The sequence below is a fragment of the Pseudomonas sp. GW821-FHT02A11 genome (assembly GCF_059421985.1).
Window position 1 is genome coordinate 355,915 of sequence record NZ_JBWKWB010000004.1, and the last position, 20,793, is coordinate 376,707.

The 20,793-nt window shown below is 61.5% G+C and carries 15 protein-coding genes and 2 pseudogenes; 10 read left to right on the forward strand and 7 right to left on the reverse strand.

Annotation, left to right across the window (positions count from 1 at the left end):
- The first annotated feature begins 65 nt into the window (after positions 1-65).
- A complete protein-coding gene (locus AC07V9_RS09110; RefSeq protein WP_495015393.1) occupies positions 66-1,001 on the forward strand; it encodes a LysR family transcriptional regulator in 936 nt (311 codons plus the stop codon).
- Positions 1,002-1,066: 65 nt separating this feature from the next.
- Here the strand turns inward: AC07V9_RS09110 and AC07V9_RS09115 are convergent.
- The 4 genes and pseudogenes from AC07V9_RS09115 to AC07V9_RS09130 all read right to left on the reverse strand — a co-directional run.
- A pseudogene (locus tag AC07V9_RS09115) lies at positions 1,067-2,280 on the reverse strand (glycosyltransferase family 4 protein).
- A 2-nt stretch (positions 2,281-2,282) separates the two neighbouring features.
- Entirely contained in the window at positions 2,283-3,596 is a 1,314-nt protein-coding gene (locus AC07V9_RS09120; RefSeq protein WP_495015394.1) for a cellulase family glycosylhydrolase, read from the reverse strand.
- 335 nt (positions 3,597-3,931) lie between these two features.
- The gene (locus AC07V9_RS09125; RefSeq protein ID WP_495015395.1) at positions 3,932-5,386 is read right to left on the reverse strand and encodes a mannose-1-phosphate guanylyltransferase/mannose-6-phosphate isomerase; all 1,455 of its coding nucleotides are present in this window, start codon (positions 5,384-5,386) and stop codon (positions 3,932-3,934) included.
- A pseudogene (locus AC07V9_RS09130) lies at positions 5,386-5,721 on the reverse strand (sugar transferase); the annotation flags it as partial. The pseudogene AC07V9_RS09130 and the gene AC07V9_RS09125, both read right to left, overlap by 1 nt.
- A gap of 896 nt (positions 5,722-6,617) precedes the next feature.
- Between AC07V9_RS09130 and yegS the strand changes: the two are divergent.
- A complete protein-coding gene (gene yegS, locus AC07V9_RS09135; RefSeq protein WP_495015396.1) occupies positions 6,618-7,526 on the forward strand; it encodes a lipid kinase YegS in 909 nt (302 codons plus the stop codon).
- A 215-nt stretch (positions 7,527-7,741) separates the two neighbouring features.
- Here yegS and AC07V9_RS09140 read toward each other — a convergent pair whose 3' ends face one another.
- A complete protein-coding gene (locus tag AC07V9_RS09140) occupies positions 7,742-8,905 on the reverse strand; it encodes an acyltransferase family protein (protein WP_495015397.1) in 1,164 nt (387 codons plus the stop codon).
- 368 nt (positions 8,906-9,273) lie between these two features.
- Between AC07V9_RS09140 and AC07V9_RS09145 the strand changes: the two genes are divergently transcribed.
- From AC07V9_RS09145 to AC07V9_RS09165, 5 genes are all read left to right on the forward strand, one after another.
- Positions 9,274-10,290 (forward strand): 2-dehydro-3-deoxygalactonokinase, encoded by a 1,017-nt coding sequence (locus AC07V9_RS09145; RefSeq protein WP_495015398.1) that lies wholly within the window; start codon positions 9,274-9,276, stop codon positions 10,288-10,290.
- Between the two features lies 1 nt (position 10,291).
- Positions 10,292-10,927, forward strand: a complete 636-nt coding sequence (locus AC07V9_RS09150) for a 2-dehydro-3-deoxy-6-phosphogalactonate aldolase (RefSeq protein ID WP_495015399.1) — start codon at positions 10,292-10,294, stop codon at positions 10,925-10,927.
- A gap of 84 nt (positions 10,928-11,011) precedes the next feature.
- Entirely contained in the window at positions 11,012-12,160 is a 1,149-nt protein-coding gene (gene dgoD, locus AC07V9_RS09155; protein ID WP_495015400.1) for a galactonate dehydratase, read from the forward strand.
- A gap of 109 nt (positions 12,161-12,269) precedes the next feature.
- On the forward strand, positions 12,270-13,583 hold the full coding sequence (locus AC07V9_RS09160; RefSeq protein ID WP_495015401.1) for an MFS transporter: 1,314 nt from the start codon (positions 12,270-12,272) through the stop codon (positions 13,581-13,583).
- A gap of 64 nt (positions 13,584-13,647) precedes the next feature.
- A complete protein-coding gene (locus tag AC07V9_RS09165; protein WP_495015402.1) occupies positions 13,648-14,463 on the forward strand; it encodes an IclR family transcriptional regulator in 816 nt (271 codons plus the stop codon).
- A 143-nt stretch (positions 14,464-14,606) separates the two neighbouring features.
- Here AC07V9_RS09165 and AC07V9_RS09170 read toward each other — a convergent pair whose 3' ends face one another.
- Positions 14,607-15,659 carry an NAD(P)-dependent alcohol dehydrogenase gene (locus AC07V9_RS09170; protein ID WP_495015403.1) on the reverse strand — a complete coding sequence of 351 codons (1,053 nt, stop codon included), beginning with the start codon at positions 15,657-15,659 and terminating at the stop codon, positions 14,607-14,609.
- A gap of 180 nt (positions 15,660-15,839) precedes the next feature.
- Between AC07V9_RS09170 and AC07V9_RS09175 the strand changes: the two genes are divergently transcribed.
- Positions 15,840-16,745, forward strand: coding sequence for an AraC family transcriptional regulator (locus AC07V9_RS09175; protein ID WP_495015404.1), 906 nt, complete (start codon positions 15,840-15,842; stop codon positions 16,743-16,745).
- 161 nt (positions 16,746-16,906) lie between these two features.
- Here the strand turns inward: AC07V9_RS09175 and AC07V9_RS09180 are convergent, their stop codons facing one another.
- A complete protein-coding gene (locus tag AC07V9_RS09180; protein WP_495015405.1) occupies positions 16,907-18,571 on the reverse strand; it encodes an electron transfer flavoprotein-ubiquinone oxidoreductase in 1,665 nt (554 codons plus the stop codon).
- A gap of 524 nt (positions 18,572-19,095) precedes the next feature.
- On the opposite strand from AC07V9_RS09180, the gene AC07V9_RS09185 reads away from it, so the two are divergent.
- Both AC07V9_RS09185 and AC07V9_RS09190 read left to right on the forward strand, forming a co-directional pair.
- The gene (locus tag AC07V9_RS09185) at positions 19,096-19,845 is read left to right on the forward strand and encodes an electron transfer flavoprotein subunit beta/FixA family protein (protein WP_093459233.1); all 750 of its coding nucleotides are present in this window, start codon (positions 19,096-19,098) and stop codon (positions 19,843-19,845) included.
- Positions 19,845-20,774: an electron transfer flavoprotein subunit alpha/FixB family protein gene (locus AC07V9_RS09190; protein ID WP_495015406.1), complete on the forward strand. Its 930-nt coding sequence runs from the start codon at positions 19,845-19,847 to the stop codon at positions 20,772-20,774. The genes AC07V9_RS09185 and AC07V9_RS09190 overlap by 1 nt, the downstream gene beginning before the upstream one ends.
- The last annotated feature ends 19 nt before the right edge of the window (positions 20,775-20,793 follow it).

Here is a 20,793-nt window from a genome sequence, read left to right on the forward strand (position 1 = left end):
ACAGTTCTCAACCCCCATCATTTCCCGCATCATCCCCCCTCCACCCGCCCCACGGACACCCAACGATGCCTTTGCCCGACATGAACCTGCTGATCGCCCTCGACGCCTTGCTCGAAGAGGGCAGTGTGGTCGGGGCGGCGCGGCGGATGCATTTGAGTCCGGCGGCGATGAGCCGCACGTTGACGCGGGTGCGCGAGGCGTTGGGGGATCCGGTGTTGGTGCGCGCGGGGCGGGGGTTGGTGCCGACGCCTCGGGCGCTGGCGTTGCAGGGGCAGGTGCGCAGTCTGGTGGAGCAGGCCACAGAGGTGTTTCAGGCCCGCGATGAGGTGGAAATGAGCACCCTGGAGCGGCGTTTCAACGTGCGTTCCAACGATGTGTTCTTCGGTGCGTTCGGTGGCCAGTTGGTCGACGCCTTGCGCATTCAGGCCCCTGGCACAGCCCTGCGGTTCGCTCCCGAAGGCGAGGGTGACGACGATGCGTTGCGCGAGGGTCGGATCGATCTGCACGTCACCTCGCGGCGCAATTTCGGCCCCGAGATGAAGGTGCAGCAGCTGTTCACCACGCGCTTTGTCTCGCTGGCCCGTGAAGATCATCCGATCTTCCAGGCGCCCATCACCCCAGAACGTTTTGCCCTCTACGATCATGTCAGCGTATCTCGCCGCGGGCGTCCTCACGGGCCGATCGATGCGGCGCTGGAACAGCTTGGTCTGTCGCGCCGGGTGACCCTGACCACACCGAATTTTCACTCGGCGATTTTCTCCATTGCTGCCTCCGATCTGATCGTCTCGTTGCCCGAAACCGTGCTCTGGGGCATGCGTGAACTGGGCCTGCGCATGCGCCCGTTCGTGATCCCCCTGGCGTTCGAATCGGTGAATGTGGTGCAGGCCTGGCACCCGCGTTTTGACAAGGACCCGGCTCATCGCTGGTTGCGTCAGACCGTAAAGCAGATCTGCACCACGGCCGATGAGCGCAATGCCGGAGTGTGGCCGCAAGCGAACTGATCAGCCGTCGGCCGTTCGCCACGGCTTGAGCCACAGTGCCAGGCCCACGGGGCGGTAATCCAGTCCTACGCGCATGCGTGAGCGTCCTCTTGCTGGTGAACCCGAGCGTAGATGCCTTCCAGTTGCGCGGCGGACACCGACCAGTCGTGGTACTGCCGCACATAAGCGCGACCGGCCTCACCGATCTTCGCCAGGCGGGTGGGTTGCTCAAGGGCTTCGACCAGCAGGCGCGCCAGGCCTTGAGTGTCTTCGCGGCCCAGATAATGGGTGCCGTTGACCACCTTCAGGCCCGATGCGCCTTGCTCGGTGGTGACCACGGTAAGCCCCGCGGCCATGCTTCCAGCACCTTGAGCTTGGAGCCTCCACCGTCGCGCAGCGGGGCGAAGAAGATCGCGGCGTCGTTCTGCACGGTGCGCAGGTCGGGCACGAAACCCAGCCAGTCGATGCGCGGGTCTGCCCAGCGTTCGGGCCAGTCCTGGAGCAAGGCGTAACCGCCGATGGTCAGGCGCACCATGGGGTCGATGTTCCAGACCTTGGGCATGATGTCGTCCAGCGCCCACTCTACGGCGTCCAGATTGGGGCCGTATTCGTAGTTGCCGATGAACAGCAGGCGGCGGCTGTAGCGGTCGGGGGTCACCTTGGCGTAGTAGTCGCAGTCCACGCCATTGACCACAAGGCTGGTGGCCCGCGAGGTCAGGCGGGTGAGGCCTTTAGCGTCTTCTTCGGTGACCGCGATCAACTGGCGGGTCTGGCGAAACACGCGTTCTTTCCAGTGCCGATAACGCCATTGATCGAAGCGAGTAAAAGGGCGCGCCCAGTTGGGAAATTGATGATAGCTGGCCGCGCCAAGTCCGGATTCCACGTTGTGTTCGGTCATGATGCAAGGCTTGCCGGCGCGCCGCAGCGGCGCTTCGAACGGCTGAAAGCTGTAGCTGTGCTCGATCTGGATTACGTCCCAGTGCTCTTGCAGCAACGCCTCGAACTGGTGCTCCAGCGACGGCGAATAACCGTTGGCGCTGGCCAGCATCGGAGGTCGGGCGAAGGCGATGGCGAGCAGGGTTCGGGCGCTGCGCAGGGGCCTGCGCGGGATCACGATCAGCCGCTCAAGCCAAGGCTCGAGCGCGGCGCGGGTGGCGTCGTCCAGCTCGGTCTTGGACTGCACCAGCAGCGTGATGCGATGCCCGCGGGCGGCAAGGTTGCGCAGCAGGTGAAACTGCCGGGTCTTGCCGCCGCTGGTGGTGGGCCAGGGAAGATAGGGCAATGTCCAGAGAATGCGCATGGCTAAGGCTTCCAGACCAGGATTTGCAGGGTGGGGGTCAGCGCCAGGTCGACCCCCTTGGCGTTGCCCAGCTCCGTATGGTTGCCGGTCAACGGGTCGTACAGCGTGGCGGTTTTGATACCGGGGAAATTCAGGTGTGCGCTGCTGGCGCTCCAGGCCATCAGCAGGTGCGCGCCGTCCGCACGGTCCCAGGCGATGGCATAGAGGTCTTCGGGCACCGAAAGCGCGGGTGGCGGATCTGCGGGTTTCAGAGTCGGGCCGGTGACGTCGAAGAAGTTTTTCAGCGCTGTGTACACCGGTTTCGGTTCGCCGTTGAGGTCCAGCAGGCCATAGCCGCGATCACGAGGACTGGCGCGCTGATCGAGGTCGCTCAAGTTGAACAGGAAGATGCGCTGGTAATCCAGGGTGCTCATCATCGCCAGGCGCCGCAGGGTGTAGTCCGCCTGGCCAGCGAGGCCGATGACGTGCTGCATGTCCACAGGCCCCCGGTAGCTCGACCAGCCCCATTCGGTGGCCCAAACCTGACTCACCCCGGCGTTGTGCAGGCTTGTGTTGAGGGCGTTGGCGCGCACCAGAAAATCGCGATCCTGAAGGGAATCGCCTTCGGGGTATTCGGAGTAGGGGTGATAGGCGGCGATAATGTTCTGACTCGCCAGCCCCTGGTCCACCATCGATTGCAGCATGTAGCCGGTGGTGCCGCGCATCTGCCCGTAATAGGCCACGCCCGCCGTGACGATGGGCTTGCCCGGCAGCGCGGCACGAATGGCGTTGGCGGTCGTGGTCAACAGATCGTAATAGGCTACAGGGTCGGCCTGGGGTAGCCAGATGATGTTGGGCTCGTTCCACACCTGCCAGTCGCTGACCTGGGGGTAATGCTGGGCCAGCGCCGTCATGCGCTCGGCAAAGATGCTGTTGTCACGCGGCGGGTATTGATCAGCATTACTGGCCCCTTGTGGCGCGGTGCTGTCGAAGGTCGCCGAGCCCACCATGTACGCCACGGTGTTGTAGTTGTGGGGTTTGGCGGTATTCATCGCCGCGTCCAGGTCGCCGAGATTGTATTGCCCCTGCGTCGGCTCCAGGATCGGCCAGTGCAGGGTCCAGCGAATCCAGTTCAGGCCCAGTTGATCGAGGCGGTTCATCTGCTTCTGGTAGATATCCGGGCGGAAGTAATGAAACTGCACGTTGACCCCCAGAAAGTCCTTCCAGGTCACCGCCCGTTCCCCTCGCAAAATGGTTTCGGCCTCTGCCGCCGGGTTGATCGCACCCAGCACACAGGCACTCAGAACGCTGATCGCCAGTAATGCCTTGCCCTTCATTCATGCACCTCGCAGGCGGTCTGGAAGAGTTGTTGAAAGCGCTCTGCAGTCAGGCTCCAGACCCTTTCCGACCCAGCGTAGCTGCTTGATCGGCCCACGCAGCGACCTGCGGGTCGTCCCAGGTAAAGGTCAGCTCCATCACCGTTTCCATTGGTCCAGAACTCCTGTCATGCGTGAATATGGCTCCCTTGCGGGTAAGACAATCATGTCGGCGGTACTGCCAGGTCCAATGTTTGTCGCGGTGGTCTGTGGGGGAGCGCTGTTGCCTTGCTGGGTAATAAAGCCGGAAACTGAAAAACCGGCGCCCGCCAGGCTCTATGCGGCGGGCGCCTCGATCAGGCCTTCGCGCCTTCCGGCACGCGGCCGTAGACGTCAGTGAAGCGCACGATGTCGTCTTCGCCCAGGTACTCGCCGCTCTGCACCTCGATCATCACCAGGTCAATGACCCCCGGGTTGACCAGGCGGTGGGTGTGGCCGGGTTTGATGAAGGTCGACTCGTTGGTGTCGAGCATGAATTCACGCTCGCCGTTGGTAACCCGCGCCATGCCGCTCACCACGATCCAGTGCTCGCTGCGGTGGTGGTGCATCTGCAACGACAATGACGCCTGCGGCTTGACCACGATGCGCTTGATCTTGAAGCGCTTGCCTTCCTCCAGCACCGTGTAGGTGCCCCAAGGGCGGGTCACGGTGTTGTGCAGCAGGTACGCCGGATGGCCCAGACGTTTGAGTTCCTGAGCGATGACCTTGACCTCCTGAGTGCGTTCGGCATCGGCGATCAGCAGGGCATCCGGGGTGTCGATGATGATCAGGTTGTCCAGACCGACCCCGCCTACCAGACGCTTCTTCGAGTCGATGTAGCAGTTGGTGACGTCGTGCAGTACCACCTGGCCGTTGCATTGGTTGCCGTTGGCATCGGCCGGGGCCAGCTCACGAATGGCCTGCCACGAGCCGATGTCGCTCCAGCCCAACTCGCAAGGCACCACCGCGACTTTTTGCGAACGCTCCATGAGCGCGTAGTCGATGGAAATGTCCGGCGCGAGGGCGAAGGTGGTGGCGTCCAGCTCCATCTGCAGCTCGTTGCTGCCTTCCTTGCTGCGGCATTGCGACAGGCAGTGGCGCACCGCAGCGAGCACGTCGGGGGCGTGGGTTTCGAGCTCGCGCAGCAGGATGTCGATGCGCATGCAGAACATCCCGGCGTTCCACAGGTGCAGCCCGCCGTTGAGGTATTCGGTGGCCGTGACGGCATCGGGCTTTTCGACGAAGCGCGCCACCTGATAGCCGTTGTCGCTCAGCGCCTGGCCTTTTTCGATATAGCCAAAGCCGGTTTCGGCGCGGGTCGGGATCAGGCCGAAGGTCACCAGCCAGCCTTCGTCGGCCAGCTTGCGGGCGTCCTTGACGGCGGCGCTGAAGGCGTCCAGGTCGCTGACCAGGTGATCGGCGGGCAGGATCAACAGTTGCGCGTCGTCACCGTGCAGCGCTTGCACGTGCAGCGCCGCTGCGGCAACGGATGGGGCGGTATTTCGACCGAAGGGTTCGAGCAGAAAATCCAGATGGATTTTGTCCTTGTTCAGCAGCCGGTAGTCGTCGACGGTGCGGAAATACACTTCCCGGTTGGTCACCGTCAGCAGGCTTTCGACGTCTTGCAGGCCAGTGGCGCGCTTGAAGGTTTTTTGCAGCAGACTTTCGCCATCAGGCAGGCGCATGAATGGCTTGGGCATGGCTTCCCGTGAAACGGGCCACAACCGGGTGCCGGCACCGCCGGCGATAATGCAGGGAATAAGGGTGCCCATCAGTAAGCCTCGCGAGAGAAGAGCACTGCCGGAACAGTGCGTAGAAGAATGTACAGATCGAACCAGACGGACCAGCTTTCGACGTATTCAAGATCGAACTCCACCCGTTTTTCGATCTTCTCCACAGTGTCTGTCTCACCACGAAAACCGTTGATCTGAGCCAGCCCGGTAATCCCCGGTTTGACTCGATGACGCGAGGTGTACTCCTTGACAGCTTGTTCGAACAAAATGCCGGCGGCCTTGGTGGCCGTGGCGTGTGGGCGCGGCCCCAGCATTGACCTGCTGCCCGCGAACACATTGAACTGTTGCGCTAACTCATCCAGGCTGGTCTTGCGTTTGCAGATCAACAGCGACAGCACCCGCTCGGCGCAGAACATCGCCAGGCTGGCGACGAACCAGACCCTCAGCTGCTCCTGGGTGATGTAGTCGAACAGCCCCATCGCCTTGTGCATGAACAGCAGCACGCAAAAAGCCAACGACCAGACGAACAGGATCATCTTGAAGCGCGATCGGTTGCTGAAAATGGTTGCGGAATAAACCCCGAGGGCCTGAAACATCAGCACGCAGACCACGCCGAAGAGGATCTGCATCATCAGATAGCGTTGCGGTGCTGTCGGGGTTTCGTTTGGCCAGAAGGCGAGGATCAGAATGCCGGGCAGGACGCAAATGACTCCGTGGACCAACCTGACAGCGAACAGGAAATACTCGATCAGACGGGTGCGTGTAAGCGGAAGGTTGTCGACCGGTTGCAGCCGCATAAAACGTCCTCACCTCTTCAATCCATGAACCCAGGACTGACCTATCTGCCCGGTACTTTGTCAGCTTAAGTCAATTTAATGACTTTTTTACTTAAAGCTTCTGAATAAGCCAATTATTTGTCGATTAAGCACGTTATCGACCTGCATTTCAATCCCTGACGATGAGAAAAAATCCCATTTCTTCCCAAGCGGTGTAGGACCACTTCCGAATGCAGATCGGAAGTTTCTTCAAACGAGTGCCTGGGCGGAGTAAAGCCCATGAAACAAGACGTGTCAGGGAATAGAGGCAGAAGACTGCATGAACGTGGCAACACGACAGTCAGGGCTCAGATTGGCCTGGCGCGAGGTGTCCAATGCTTCCCAGGCTTTGGATCCGCTCGTGGGGCTCGAAAAATATTTTTGCCGCTGGGCTATTTCTCACTGCGCTGAGGTCAACATCTCACGCAATCAATCGCACCAATGAGGGAAGGAGCATGACGGAGCGCAGGGCGATATTGGTTCTTAATGGCAAGCAGGCGCTCAACGAGGAGGTTCGCCAGGCTGTGCAACGCAAGCGCAAACATGGCTGGGAACTGGATGTGCGCCTGACCTGGGAGGCGGGCGACGCGCAAAGGCTGGTGGTCGAGGCCTTGGCGGCCGGGCATCGCGAGATCATTGCGGGAGGCGGAGACGGCACCCTGCGGGATGTTGCCGAAGCCCTGGCGCTGGCCGACCGCCAGGCCTGCCTGACGATTCTGCCCTTGGGTACGGCCAACGATTTTGCCCGCTCGGCGGGGGTGCCACTGGAGATCGAAAAAGCCCTGGATCTGCTCGACGTGCCGGCGCGCACAGTCGACATGGGCGCCGTTGACGGACATCTGTTCCTGAACATGGCCACGGGTGGTTTTGGCAGTCAGGTGACGGCCAACACCTCGGAGGATTTGAAAAAGGTGCTGGGTGGCGCGGCGTATCTGTTCACCGGCCTGTCGCGCTTTAGCGAGTTGAAGGCCGCGTACGGCGAATTGAGCGGACCGGACTTCCACTGGCAAGGGGATCTGCTGGCCCTGGGCATCGGCAACGGCCGACAGGCTGGGGGCGGTCACCCGCTGTGTCCCAATGCTTTGGCCGACGATGGCCTGCTGGACATCAGCATCCTGCCGGCGCCTCGGGAAGTGGTCGGTGCGCTCAAGGGGTTCCTCGAAGGGGGCTTGGGCATCGACAACCTGTTCGTGCGCGCCCGTCTGCCGTGGGTGGAGCTCAAATCGGCTCAGGGCCTGGACATCAATCTGGACGGCGAACCGCTGAGCGGCGAGCAACTGCGTTTCGAAGCCCGCCCCGCAGCGTTGCGCATTCACCTGCCCGCGCATTCACCGTTGCTGGGGCAGGCTAAACGCATCGGATGAGGCCCGGCGCTTTTGCCTTTGATCTTTATCCGGCAACGTATGGGTCCAGACACCGCCGAACGCGACATGGGCGCAGACTGAGCGCAAGCGATGCGCAGTGGAACGAGCCGCAGGGATGCGGCAAGAGCGCCGCAGGGCCTCTTCGAAGGCGAAACAGGCTGCGTGAGCAGCCATCGGGGAGCGGCAGACACGCCCGCTTCAAGCGACTGACATCGTCAAATCTGCTGCGCAGGCGGATCATCTTTCCTGCGCCGAGACAATGTCCCCCGACTCCAATGCATGCCAAACCGAACCCCCGGTGCCTCAATGTAGCGGTGCGTCAGCATCGAGACGACGATCACCGCCGCCACCACAAACACCATCAACAGATTGTCGTTCAACGCACTGCCCGTGCTCAGATACCGCACCCACACCCCGCTGGTTTCCCCCGGTTTATCGACCAGCAATGAATACCCCGAAAACTTCGTCGCCAGGCTCAACGCCGTCGCCAACACGAAAATCACCGCCGCATGGGTCAGATAAATCGACAGCCACAATTTCCCCAACGCCGGAAACAATCGCAGGCTCAGTAACCGCGACACCACGCCCGCCTCGTGAGAAAAAATCAGAATCGCGACGCAGAACAACAACCCCAATTCAACCGTCAACGGCGCCTCGCCCTCAGTCATCACCCCATAAATCGCCGCCAGAATGCCGATCTCCAGCACACTCGACACCCGTGGCCCAGGCGCTGAGTCGCGCAGCCGCACGTACAGCCGATAGGTGATAGCGCCAGCAAAGAAACACGACACGCCCCACAGCACATTGGCCGAAATCGGACCGATGCCCCGGTACAGCGCGATGAACGCCGCCACGCACGACAGCGAAAACAGCTTGCGCCCAAGGCTCGGCAGCGCGAACAGAATCAGCCCGAACATCATCCATACATAGAACTGGACGCTGATGAACCACGACGGGTAGTTGAACGACAGCGCGTTGAACGTCGGCCACCACGCCTGGATCAGCAGCAGGTTGGGGAGGATTTCGCCGGGTGCGCGATCGCCGCTGAACGCGGGGTAACTCAGGGACAGGCCATAGCGCTCCAGCACCAGCTTCAGGCATTCGAAGGCAATGAAAAACAGCAGCACGGCAAAATGCAGCGGCATGATTCGGCAGGTGCGGCTGATCATGTATTCGCCCAGCTGGCGCGGGGTGCTCAGGTGGCCGATGTAGCGCCGGTAGATCAGGAAACCGCTCAGGGCGAAGAAGAAACCGACGAACTGGCTGGCGTTCCGGAAAAACGCGAGCTCTGTGAGGCTGCGTTCAATGTGCGAATGATGAATGATCATGGCTACGGCGCAGAGGCCGCGAAGGCTGTCGAGCACGAGAAATCGCTTCATCTGACGGGTCCTTTTGTAGATGAGTGTGAAGGTTGGCTGGCAGTGGTCTATCGCTGCGTGGGCATCACGCAAGCCGGGGCTGGAAGGTGGATCAGGGAAAGTAAAAACAGGACAGGGAAGTTACCACCTTCGGCACGGACGGCTGATGAATGGTGGTTATGGCTTGTAGGAATACGGGCGCCAAGTGCGTCGGAGTATGCCCCAGCGAATCCCCGACTGACCACCCGCGTTCATCTACCACGGCAACGCTTCGTCGCAAAAGAGTAATGTCTCATTATGTGGGACGATGATTTACATATTGAGATCCGATCGAGTCCGGGTTTATAGTTCGCCACGCATTCACTCATTAATAACAATCAGGTGAAGCCATGCAGGCGCAATTGATCGCGCTCGATTGGGGAACGACATCCCTTCGCGCGTATCGACTCGGCGACCAGGGTCGGGTACTGGAACAACGCTCGCTCAGCGCGGGCATCATGCAACTGCCTTCAACACCCCGGCCGATCGCCGGGCAACTGTGTTCCGGCGGATTCGAACTGGCCTTTGATGAGGCCTGTGGCGACTGGCTCGACGCCGAGCCGCATTTGCCGGTGATCGCCTGTGGCATGGTCGGCAGCGCCCAAGGCTGGCGCGAGGCTGTGTATCAGGAAACGCCTGCCAGCGTCGCTGCCCTGAGCGATGGATTGGTGACCGTGCGCAGCGAGCGCGGGGTTGACGTCCATATCGTGCCTGGCGTGTTGCAGCGTTCGGCGCTGCCCAATGTCATGCGCGGCGAAGAGACTCAGGTCCTTGGGATACTCAGCTCACTGCCAGCCGCCGAGGCTGACAAACCCTTGTTGATCGGCCTGCCGGGCAGCCATTCCAAATGGGTCAGGGCGGAGCAGGGGCGCATCGCGCACTTCGACACCTTCATGACCGGCGAGGTCTACGCGGCGCTGTCCGGTCATACCATTCTGGGGCGCACGATGCAGCGCAACGATGGGTTCGATGCGACTGCGTTCGATCGCGGGGTCGGTGTCTCGCTTTCCCCGGAAGGTGCTGCGGGGCCACTGTCGACCATCTTCAGTACGCGAACCCTGGGCCTGACCGGCGTGCTCAGTGGCGCCGAGCAGGCTGACTACCTGTCCGGGCTGCTGATCGGCCACGAAGTCGTCGCCCTCACTCATCTGCTCAAACAGACCGAAGCCGTATTGCCTGCGGTGATTCTGATCGGCAGCGGGCCGTTGCTCGAACGCTATCAGCGCGCACTGGACGCCAGCGGCTTCCCTCAGGTAACCCTCGCCGAGCAGGCCACCGAACGCGGCCTGTGGCAGGTTGCGCTGCAGGCCGGTCTGATTGCCCCTCTTTCTGCGGCCGCTTCCCGGCCCCTTCACGTTGAGAACTGACATGCTCAAGCAAGCCCTCGCGCAAAACGGCCTGGTCGCGATCCTGCGCGGCCTGCGCCCAGAAGAAGCCCCGGCCATTGGCGATGTCCTGTACGCCGCCGGATTCCGCGTTATCGAAGTGCCGCTCAATTCCCCGCAGCCGTACGACAGCATCCGCCTGCTGCGTCAGCGCCTGCCTGCCGATTGCCTGATCGGCGCGGGCACCGTGCTGACCCCTGAGCAGGTGCGTCAGGTGAAAGAGGCGGGCGGGCAGGTCATCGTCATGCCCCATAGCGATCCCGAGGTACTGCGCGCCGCCAAGGCCGAAGGCCTGCTGTTGTCGCCGGGCGTTGCGACACCGACCGAAGCCTTCGCCGCGCTGGCCAATGGCGCCGACGTGCTCAAACTGTTCCCTGCCGAGCAGATGGGCCCTGCCGTGGTGAAAGCCTGGCTGGCGGTGCTCCCGGCCGGCACGGTGCTGCTGCCGGTGGGCGGTATCACCCCGGACAACATGAAGGTCTTCCTCGATGCGGGCGTGCGTGGTTTCGGCCTGGGTTCCGGGCTGTTCAAACCGGGCATGAGCGCCGACGACGTCGCCGAGCGGGCAAAGGCCTATGTGGCAGCGTGGAATCAGGCGCGCCCGGCCAACGATCAGTAATGCATCCGATTTTTTGTGGCCGCCCAGACGCGCCTCAGGACAAAACGGCTTCGAATAAGCGTCTTCGAATAAGAGAGAAACGAGATGAAAATCACCAAACTCACGACCTTCATCGTTCCACCGCGCTGGTGCTTCCTGAAAGTGGAAACCGATCAGGGCATCACCGGTTGGGGTGAGCCTGTGGTCGAGGGCCGTGCGCACACGGTCGCCGCTGCGGTCGAGGAATTGTCCGACTACCTGATCGGCAAAGACCCACGCAACATCGAAGACATCTGGACCGTGCTCTATCGCGGCGGCTTCTACCGGGGCGGCGCCATCCACATGAGCGCGCTGGCCGGTATCGATCAGGCGCTGTGGGACATCAAGGGCAAGGCATTGGGCGTTTCGGTCAGCGATCTGTTGGGCGGCCAGGTGCGCGATAAGATTCGCGTGTACTCGTGGATCGGCGGCGACCGTCCGGCCGACACCGCGCGCGCGGCGAAAGAAGCCGTAGAGCGCGGCTTCACTGCGGTGAAGATGAACGGCACCGAAGAGCTGCAATTTCTCGACACCTTCGAGAAGGTCGATTTGGCCCTGGCCAACGTCGCGGCGGTGCGTGATGCGGTGGGCCCGAACGTCGGCATCGGCGTGGATTTCCATGGCAGGGTGCACAAGCCCATGGCCAAGGTGCTGATGAAGGAACTGGACCCGTACAAGCTGATGTTCATCGAAGAGCCGGTGCTCAGCGAAAACTACGAAGCCCTGAAAGAACTGGCGCCGTTGACCAGCACGCCGATCGCCCTGGGCGAGCGCCTGTTTTCGCGCTGGGATTTCAAACGTGTGATCAGCGAAGGCTACGTCGACATCATCCAGCCGGACGCGTCCCACGCTGGCGGCATCACCGAAACCCGCAAGATCGCCAACATGGCCGAGGCCTATGACGTGGCGCTGGCGCTGCATTGCCCGTTGGGGCCCATTGCGCTGGCGGCATGCCTGCAACTGGACGCGGCCTGCTACAACGCGTTCATCCAGGAGCAGAGCCTGGGGATTCACTACAACGAGAGCAACGATTTGCTCGACTACATCAAGAACCCCGATGTCTTCGACTACGACAAGGGCATGGTGAAAATCCCGAATGGCCCGGGCCTGGGCATCGAGATCAACGAGGAATACGTCAAGGAGCGCGCGGCCGTCGGCCACCGCTGGCGCAACCCGATCTGGCGTCATGCCGATGGCAGTTTTGCCGAGTGGTGATTGACCCGGGCACGACGCTGATCCGGCGTCGTGCCCATCGGACGTAGACGAACGTACACACGCAAGAAAATTTCCAGACCTCAGACAACCATAAAAAGAGGCACTCCCCATGCGCACACAGAGCTTGCCGCAGGCACGGGCGATCGCCGCCGCGCCGACCCGCAAACGCTTCTTCATCATGGTGCTGCTGTTCATCACGGTGGTGATCAATTACCTGGACCGCAGCAACCTGTCCATCGCCGCACCCGCCCTGACCAGTGAACTGGGCATCGACGCCGTTCACGCTGGTCTGATTTTCTCCGCCTTCGGCTGGACCTACGCCGCCATGCAACTGCCCGGTGGCTGGCTGGTGGACCGCGTACCGCCGCGCATCCTCTACACCGTCGCCCTGGCGTTGTGGTCGGTCGCGACGATCTTCCTCGGTTTCGTCGGCAGCTTCGTCGGCCTGTTCGTGCTGCGTATGGCGGTCGGCGCGCTGGAAGCCCCGGCGTACCCGATCAACAGTCGCGTGGTCACGGCCTGGTTTCCGGAAAAGGAGCGCGCCACCGCCGTGGGTTTCTATACCTCCGGCCAGTTCGTCGGGCTGGCGTTTCTGACGCCGATCCTGGCCTGGCTGCAAACCACGTTCGGCTGGCACATGGTGTTCGTCGCCACCGGTGGCGTGGGGGTGCTGTGGGCGGTGATCTGGTACCTGGTCTATCGCGAGCCGCGTGATTTCAAAGGCGTGAACGAGGGCGAAATCGACCTGATCAAGGAAGGTGGCGGCCTGGTCGACATCCAGACCGACGCCGCCAAGGTCAAGAGCGGGTTCAGATGGTCGGACCTGGGCATCGTGCTGAGCAAGCGCAAGTTGTGGGGCATTTATCTGGGGCAGTTCTGCCTCAACTCGACGCTGTGGTTTTTTCTCACCTGGTTCCCGACGTACCTGGTGAAATACCGCGGCATGGACTTCATCAAGTCCGGTCTGCTGGCCTCCTTGCCGTTTCTCGCGGCGTTCGTCGGCGTGCTGTGTTCGGGCTTTTTCTCGGACTGGCTGATCCGTCGCGGCTACACCGTGGGCTTTGCCCGCAAGCTGCCGATCATCTCGGGGCTGCTGATTTCCACCTCGATCATCGGCGCCAACTACGTGGAATCGACGCCGCTGGTGATTGCCTTCCTGGCGCTGGCGTTCTTCGGCAACGGCCTGGCGTCCATCACCTGGTCGCTGGTTTCGACCCTGGCCCCGGCCCGCTTGCTGGGCCTAACCGGCGGGACCTTCAACCTGATCGGCAACCTCGCGGCCATTGCCACCCCCATTGTCATCGGCTTTCTGGCGTCGGGCCCGTCGTTCGCGCCGGCCATCACCTACATCGCCGTTCTGGCGCTGCTGGGCGCGCTGTCGTACATCCTGTTGGTGGGCAAGGTTGAGCGCATTGAGCTGTGACCGTTGGCACTGAAAAGGCTGGCGACGATAATGCCGCCAGCTTTCTGATTCGATAAGGCGTGATATGCAAGATTCTTCCTACCTCAAAGACCTTGGGGGCGCTTCGGGCAAGGACGCCGCGCCCACCGGCACGCAGACCCTGCTGCGCGGTCTGGGCGTGGTCCAGGCCGTGGCCAGCGGCGCCCGCGACCTCAAGGAAATCGCCCGTCTGATCGGCACTACCCGCAGCACGACACATCGCTTGGCCAGCTGCCTGGTGGAGGAGCGCTACCTGCGGGTGTTGCCGCAAGTGGGATATCTACTGGGCCCAAAGTTGATCGAGCTGGGGTTTCAGGCTCGCGAGGAGCTGCCGCTGGCAATGCTGGCGCGACCGTTTCTCGACGAGTTGTCGGCGCTGACCGGCGACACTGTGCACCTGGCTGTGCGCGATGGCGACGAGGTGCTGTACCTGCACAAGAATCCCGGTCGCAATGGCCCGGAAATGCGCTCGCGTGTAGGGCATCGCATGCCGCTGGCGCGCACCGGTATCGGCAAGGCGTTATTACTGGACAGCCCGCAAAGCGAGTGGCGACGCCTGTATGACATCAGCGTGCCGGAAGTGGCGAGGAACCCGCAGTGGCCTGCCCATCAGGAACAGACATGGGAGCAGGTACGCGAACGCATGCACGAGTATGTGCAAGGCGGCTACGCGTTCGACCTGGAAGACAACGAACCGTCGATCCGCTGCGTCGCGGCGCCGATTCGCGATGCCAGCAAGCGCATCGTTGCCGGGATCAGCATCGCCAGCACCGTGCCATACATGCCGCTGGAAAAAATGGCCGAGCTGGTGCCGGTCATCAAGCAAACGGCCGCACGCTTGTCGGCGGAGTTGGGGGGGTAAATGGGCAGTGCTGGATGACGAAAACCTGTGGGAGTGAATTCATTCCGGGCGGCGATCCGACGATTGGCTGGTACATCCGACACATCTCCATTGGCTGTACCGACGTCTCGCGAATGAATTCGCTCCCACAGGGTTTGCGGTGATTACGCCTTCAATGTCGCCATATCGATCACGAAACGGTACTTCACATCGCCCGCGATCATGCGGCTGTAGGCCTCGTTGATATTCTTGATGTCGAGCATCTCGATGTCACAGCTGATGTCGTGCTCGGCGCAGAAATCCAGCACTTCCTGAGTTTCGGCAATGCCGCCGATCAACGAACCGGCCAGCACGCGGCGCTTCATCACCAGATTCGCTGCATGCAGTGCCGGGTCGACGGGTTCGATCAGCCCCACCAGAATGTGCACGCCGTCAAAGCGCAGGGTTTCCAGGTAGGGGTTGAGGTCGTGCTGCACCGGGATGGTGTCCAGCAGGAAGTCGAAATGACCGGCCGCCGCCTTCATCTGCTCGGCGTCGGTGGACACGATCACGTGATCGGCGCCCTGACGACGGGCTTCTTCAGCCTTGCTCGCCGAGCGGGTGAACAGCGTAACTTCCGCGCCCATGGCCTTGGCGAACTTGATGCCCATGTGGCCCAGACCGCCCATGCCCAGCACACCGACCTTGTCGCCGGCCTTGACGCCGTAGTGCTTGAGCGGCGAGTAGGTGGTGATGCCGGCGCAGAGAATCGGCGCGGCAGCGGCCAGGTTCAGCTTCTCGGGGATGCGCACGACGAAGTGCTCGCTGACCACGATGCTGCTCGAATAGCCGCCCATGGTGTTGCTGCCGTCGACGCGGTCCGGGGTGGCGTAAGTCAGGGTCGGGCCTTCCAGGCAATATTGCTCAAGGTCGGCGGCGCAGGCTTCGCAATGCCGGCAGGAGTCGACCATGCAACCGACCCCGACCAGATCGCCCACCTTGTGCTTGCTGACATTGGCGCCGACTTCGGTGACCTTGCCGACGATTTCGTGGCCCGGCATCAGTGGGTAAACCGCGATGCCCCACTCGTTGCGCGCCTGGTGGATGTCGGAGTGGCAGACGCCGCAGTAGAGGATCTCGATGGCCACGTCGTCCGGTCGCGGACTGCGGCGCTTGAAGGTCATGGGGGCGAGGGGAGTGGTGGCCGATTGGGCGGCGTAACCGATAGCTGTGTACATGTGAAACCTCGCTAGAAACGATGACAGTGGAGGCTTTGCATTCTGCGCAGCCGGCCCCCCTGCGGGCCATGACCATTCCTACGTGAGTCGTGCCTAATCCTCCGGACCTGCCCATTGAGGGGGTGCTTGATGGCGCAGATCTGCGATGATGCCAGTGTCTAATCCTCTGTCCGGTTACTTATGTCACTGACCCTTCATTCCGATGCCAACGCTACGCTGGTGTCGCTGATCAAACCGCTGGCGACCCGCGCCGGTTTCGTCGACACCCGGGTGCCGGGCGTGCAGGCGATGTCCTGGAGCTATTACGTCGCCAGCAGCCCGCAGATCTACGAGCCGAGCCTGGTCATCCTTGCTCAGGGCAGCAAACTGGCGCGTCTGGGGTCGAGAACCCTGGAGTACGGCGCCGGACATTATCTGGTTCAGGCGCTCTCGGTGCCATTCATGTGCGAGACGTTCGCGACCACCGAAGAGCCCATGTATGGCGTCGCGGTGTCCATTGATCGCACGGTGTTGAGCGAGCTGGTGCAGGCCATGGGGCAGGCGCCGGATGTGATGGTCAAGGCGCAAACGCCGGAGTCGATGAGCTCGGCGCAGCTGGATGCGTCGATGCGTGAGAGCGTCGAGCGCTTGTTGCAGTGCTTGCACGATCCGCTGGATGCGCAGGTGATGGGCACGGCGCGGGTGCGGGAGGTCTTGTATGCGGCATTGCGCGGGCCGCAGGCGGGCGTGTTGCGGGCGCTGGTCGAACAGCAGGGGCATTTTGCCCGAATCGCGGCGGCTCTCCAGCACTTGCGTGACCATTACAACGAAGCGTTGAGCGTCGATGACCTGGCCCGCTGCGCCAATATGAGCGCCTCGACTTTTCATGAGCATTTCAAACGCAGCACCTTGCTCTCGCCGGTGCAGTATCTGAAACGCGTGCGACTGCTCAAGGCCCAGCAGATGCTGATCGGCGAAGGCATGGGCGTGGCCCAGGTGGCGCACAAGGTGGGGTATCAGAGCACGTCGCAGTTCAGTCGCGAGTACAAGCGCTACTTCGAACGCAATCCGGGGGAGGAGGGGGCGGGGTTGAGGATTTCGGCGTGAGGACCCACTGCTGACTCGCCCCGTGGGAGCGAATTCATTCGCGAGACATCGGTACAGTCGATAGAAATTTGTCGGGTGTACAGGCCTCTCGCGAATGAATTCGCTCCCACCGGGATTTTCGAATGCCATGAAAAAGGCGCCGATTCAGGCGCCTTTTTTGTTTACATATTCGGGTAAGTCGGCCCACCCGCGCCTTCCGGCGTCACCCAAGTGATGTTCTGCGAAGGGTCCTTGATGTCACAGGTCTTGCAGTGCACGCAGTTCTGCGCGTTGATCTGGAAGCGCTTGGCGCCGTCTTCCTGAGTCACCACCTCATACACACCCGCCGGGCAATAACGCTGCGCGGGCTCGTCGTATTTGGGCAGGTTGACGCTGATCGGGATGCTCGGGTCCTTCAACTTCAGGTGGCACGGCTGCTCTTCTTCGTGGTTGGTGCCCGAAATGAACACCGAACTCAGTTTGTCGAAGCTCAGCTTGCCGTCCGGTTTCGGGTAGTCGATTTTCTTCGAATCGGCTGCCAGCTTCATGCACGCATAGTCAGGCTTGTTGTCGTGCAGGGTGAACGGAATCTTGCCACCGAACCAGTTCTGATCGATGTAGTTGAATGCGCCGCCCAGGATCGGACCGAACTTGTGGATCGCCGCCCCGAAATTACGGCTGGCGAACAGCTCTTCATATAGCCAGCTGCCCTTGAACGCGTCGACATAGGTGTTCAGCGCATCGCCGCCTTGGTTACCGGCAAACAGTGCATCGGCCACGGAGTCTGCGGCCAGCATGCCGGACTTCATGGCCGTGTGGCTGCCCTTGATCTTGGCGAAGTTCAGGGTGCCCAGGTCGCAACCGATCAGCGCGCCGCCGGGGAAGACCATCTTCGGCAGCGAGTTCAGGCCGCCTTTGCAGATGGCGCGGGCGCCGTAGCTGATGCGCTTGCCGCCTTCCAGGTACTGCTTGAGGATCGGGTGATGCTTGAGACGCTGGAACTCGTCGAACGGCGAAAGGAACGGGTTGGCGTAGGACAGGTCGACGATCAGGCCGACCACCACCTGGTTGTTTTCCAGGTGATAAAGGAAGGAGCCGCCCGTGTTTTCGGTGCCCATCACGTCCAGCGGCCAGCCAGCGGTGTGCACCACCAGGCCTTGCTGATGCTTGGCAGGATCGATTTCCCAGATTTCTTTCAGGCCGATGCCGTAATGCTGGGCGTCGGACTCGCTGTCCAGGTTGAAGCGCTTGATCAGCTGCTTGCCGATGTGGCCACGGCAGCCTTCGGCGAACAGCGTGTATTTGCCACGCAGTTCCATGCCGGGGGTGTACATGCCGTCTTTCGGGTTGCCTTCGCGGTCCACACCCATGTCGCCGGTGAGAATCCCGCGCACTACGCCGTTCTCGTCGATCAGCGCTTCCTGAGCGGCGAAGCCAGGGTAGATCTCGACGCCCAGGTTCTCGGCCTGCTGCGCCAGCCAGCGGCACAGGTTACCCAGGGAAATAATGTAGTTGCCTTCGTTGTGCATGGTCTTGGGCACGAACGCGCCGGGGACCTTGGTGCCGGCTTCGCCGCTGGTCAGCACATAGATGTCGTCGCCCTTGACGGGAGTGTTGAGCGGCGCGCCGAGTTCTTTCCAGTCCGGGAACAACTCGTTCAGGGCACGAGGTTCGAACACCGCGCCGGAGAGAATGTGAGCACCGACTTCGGAGCCTTTTTCCACCACGCAGACGCTGATTTCCTGGCCAGCTTCGGCGGCCTTTTGCTTCAGACGGCATGCGGCGGACAACCCTGCGGGGCCGGCTCCGACGATGACGACGTCGAATTCCATAAATTCGCGTTCCACTGGCTATCTCCTGATCAAGGCTCGAACGTATTTTTTATAGTCGCTAAAAACCGACGCCCGGGAAGGTGGTCATCCGGGTGTCATCTCAAAGGGGCGCATTATATCTACACCACCTTGAAGGTCCAATACAAACGTTTGTTTGAATCAGCTGAAACCCTGATAAAACATAGGGAGACGGCTTGTGACTGGCGTTTTTGTCGTATTGACCGCAATAGGCGTTCCGGTCAAGATACGGGCGGTTTTGCGCTCGCCGTAGGCTGACCGTTGGTAAGAGAACACCTCTGAAAACGACGCGAGTGCCGTGCAGCAAACCCGCAGCTCCTACGGGGCGACAGGCGGGGAGCAGTTTACACGCACGGCCCGCATCTGACGTGGATGGACGGGCAAGGGCGGTTGTTTTTTGCTGAACTCACCGTTAAGCAACGACGAATACGCTGTTTTCAAAGGTGTTCTTTACACTGACGTGTACCCATCGCCAGGCATGGCCTGGCGACTTCTTTTCACCGGAGAGTAACGAGGAATCCATGAAGGTTCTTGTAGCTGTCAAACGAGTGGTCGACTACAACGTCAAGGTTCGCGTCAAAGCGGACAACTCCGGCGTCGATCTCGCTAACGTCAAAATGTCGATGAACCCCTTCTGCGAAATCGCTGTGGAAGAAGCCGTACGCCTGAAGGAAAAAGGCGTCGCGACCGAGATCGTCGTCGTTTCCATTGGCCCGACCACTGCCCAGGAGCAACTGCGTACCGCTTTGGCGCTGGGTGCCGATCGCGCCATCCTCGTTGAATCCGCTGACGAGCTGACCTCCCTGGCCGTGGCCAAGCTGCTCAAGGCTGTTGTCGATAAAGAACAGCCTCAACTGGTCATCCTTGGCAAGCAGGCCATCGACAGCGACAACAACCAGACCGGTCAGATGCTGGCTGCGCTGAGCGGCTACGCCCAGGGCACTTTCGCCTCAAAGGTTGAAGTCTCCGGCGACAGCGTCAATGTCACCCGTGAAATCGATGCCGGCGCGCAGACTGTTTCGTTGAAGCTGCCAGCGATCGTCACCACCGACCTGCGTCTGAACGAGCCACGCTACGCGTCGCTGCCGAACATCATGAAGGCCAAGAAGAAGCCGCTCGAAACCCTGACGCCTGACGCGCTGGGCGTTTCCACGTCTTCGACCAACAAGACCCTGAAAGTCGAAGCCCCGGCTGCCCGCAGTGCAGGCATCAAGGTCAAGTCGGTTGCAGAACTGGTCGAGAAACTGAAAAACGAAGCGAAGGTGATCTGATGACTACCCTGGTAATCGCTGAGCACGAAAACGGCGTGATCGCTCCCGCCACCCTGAACACCGTTGCCGCTGCCGCCAAGATCGGTGGCGACATTCACGTACTGGTCGCGGGCCAGAGCGTGGGTGCTGTCGGTGAAGCTGCTGCGAAAATCGCCGGCGTTGCCAAAGTGCTGGTCGCCGACAACGCGGCGTACGCGCACCAACTGCCTGAAAACGTCGCGCCTCTGGTCGCTGAGCTGGCGTCCGGCTACAGCCACGTGCTGGCCGCCGCCACCTCCAATGGCAAGAACATCCTGCCGCGCGTTGCTGCACAACTGGACGTCGACCAGATCTCCGAGATCATCTCGGTTGAATCGGCGGACACCTTCAAGCGTCCGATCTACGCCGGTAACGCCATTGCGACCGTTCAGTCGTCGGCGGCCGTCAAGGTCATCACCGTGCGCGCCACTGGCTTCGATGCTGTCGCTGCTGAAGGCGGTTCTGCCGCTGTTGAGGCCGTGAGCGCTGCCCACGACGCAGGCAAATCGTCATTCGTCAGCGAAGAGCTGGCCAAGTCCGACCGTCCTGAGCTGACCGCTGCCAAAATCGTCGTTTCCGGCGGTCGCGGCATGCAGAACGGCGACAACTTCAAACACCTGTACTCGTTGGCCGACAAGCTGGGCGCCGCAGTTGGCGCTTCCCGCGCGGCCGTCGACGCAGGCTTCGTCCCCAACGACATGCAGGTCGGTCAGACCGGCAAGATCGTTGCGCCACAGCTGTACATCGCCGTCGGTATCTCCGGCGCGATCCAACACCTGGCCGGCATGAAAGACTCCAAGGTGATCGTTGCGATCAACAAGGACGAAGAAGCGCCGATCTTCCAGGTGGCCGATTACGGCCTGGTCGCTGACCTGTTCGAAGCCGTTCCAGAGTTGGAGAAGCTGGTCTAATCCAGTCGACTGACTTATA

Bases quoted from the DNA above. Each gene is read 5' to 3' on its own strand.
- dgoD (WP_495015400.1), top strand. From the start codon at position 11,012: ATGAAAATCACCAAACTCACGACCTTCATCGTTCCACCGCGCTGGTGC.
- AC07V9_RS09120 (WP_495015394.1), bottom strand. From the start codon at position 3,596: ATGAAGGGCAAGGCATTACTGGCGATCAGCGTTCTGAGTGCCTGTGTG.
- AC07V9_RS09110 (WP_495015393.1), top strand. From the start codon at position 66: ATGCCTTTGCCCGACATGAACCTGCTGATCGCCCTCGACGCCTTGCTC.
- AC07V9_RS09145 (WP_495015398.1), top strand. From the start codon at position 9,274: ATGCAGGCGCAATTGATCGCGCTCGATTGGGGAACGACATCCCTTCGC.
- AC07V9_RS09140 (WP_495015397.1), bottom strand. From the start codon at position 8,905: ATGAAGCGATTTCTCGTGCTCGACAGCCTTCGCGGCCTCTGCGCCGTA.
- AC07V9_RS09175 (WP_495015404.1), top strand. From the start codon at position 15,840: ATGTCACTGACCCTTCATTCCGATGCCAACGCTACGCTGGTGTCGCTG.
- yegS (WP_495015396.1), top strand. From the start codon at position 6,618: ATGACGGAGCGCAGGGCGATATTGGTTCTTAATGGCAAGCAGGCGCTC.
- AC07V9_RS09170 (WP_495015403.1), bottom strand. From the start codon at position 15,659: ATGTACACAGCTATCGGTTACGCCGCCCAATCGGCCACCACTCCCCTC.
- AC07V9_RS09150 (WP_495015399.1), top strand. From the start codon at position 10,292: ATGCTCAAGCAAGCCCTCGCGCAAAACGGCCTGGTCGCGATCCTGCGC.
- AC07V9_RS09165 (WP_495015402.1), top strand. From the start codon at position 13,648: ATGCAAGATTCTTCCTACCTCAAAGACCTTGGGGGCGCTTCGGGCAAG.
- AC07V9_RS09125 (WP_495015395.1), bottom strand. From the start codon at position 5,386: ATGGGCACCCTTATTCCCTGCATTATCGCCGGCGGTGCCGGCACCCGG.
- AC07V9_RS09185 (WP_093459233.1), top strand. From the start codon at position 19,096: ATGAAGGTTCTTGTAGCTGTCAAACGAGTGGTCGACTACAACGTCAAG.
- AC07V9_RS09160 (WP_495015401.1), top strand. From the start codon at position 12,270: ATGCGCACACAGAGCTTGCCGCAGGCACGGGCGATCGCCGCCGCGCCG.
- AC07V9_RS09190 (WP_495015406.1), top strand. From the start codon at position 19,845: ATGACTACCCTGGTAATCGCTGAGCACGAAAACGGCGTGATCGCTCCC.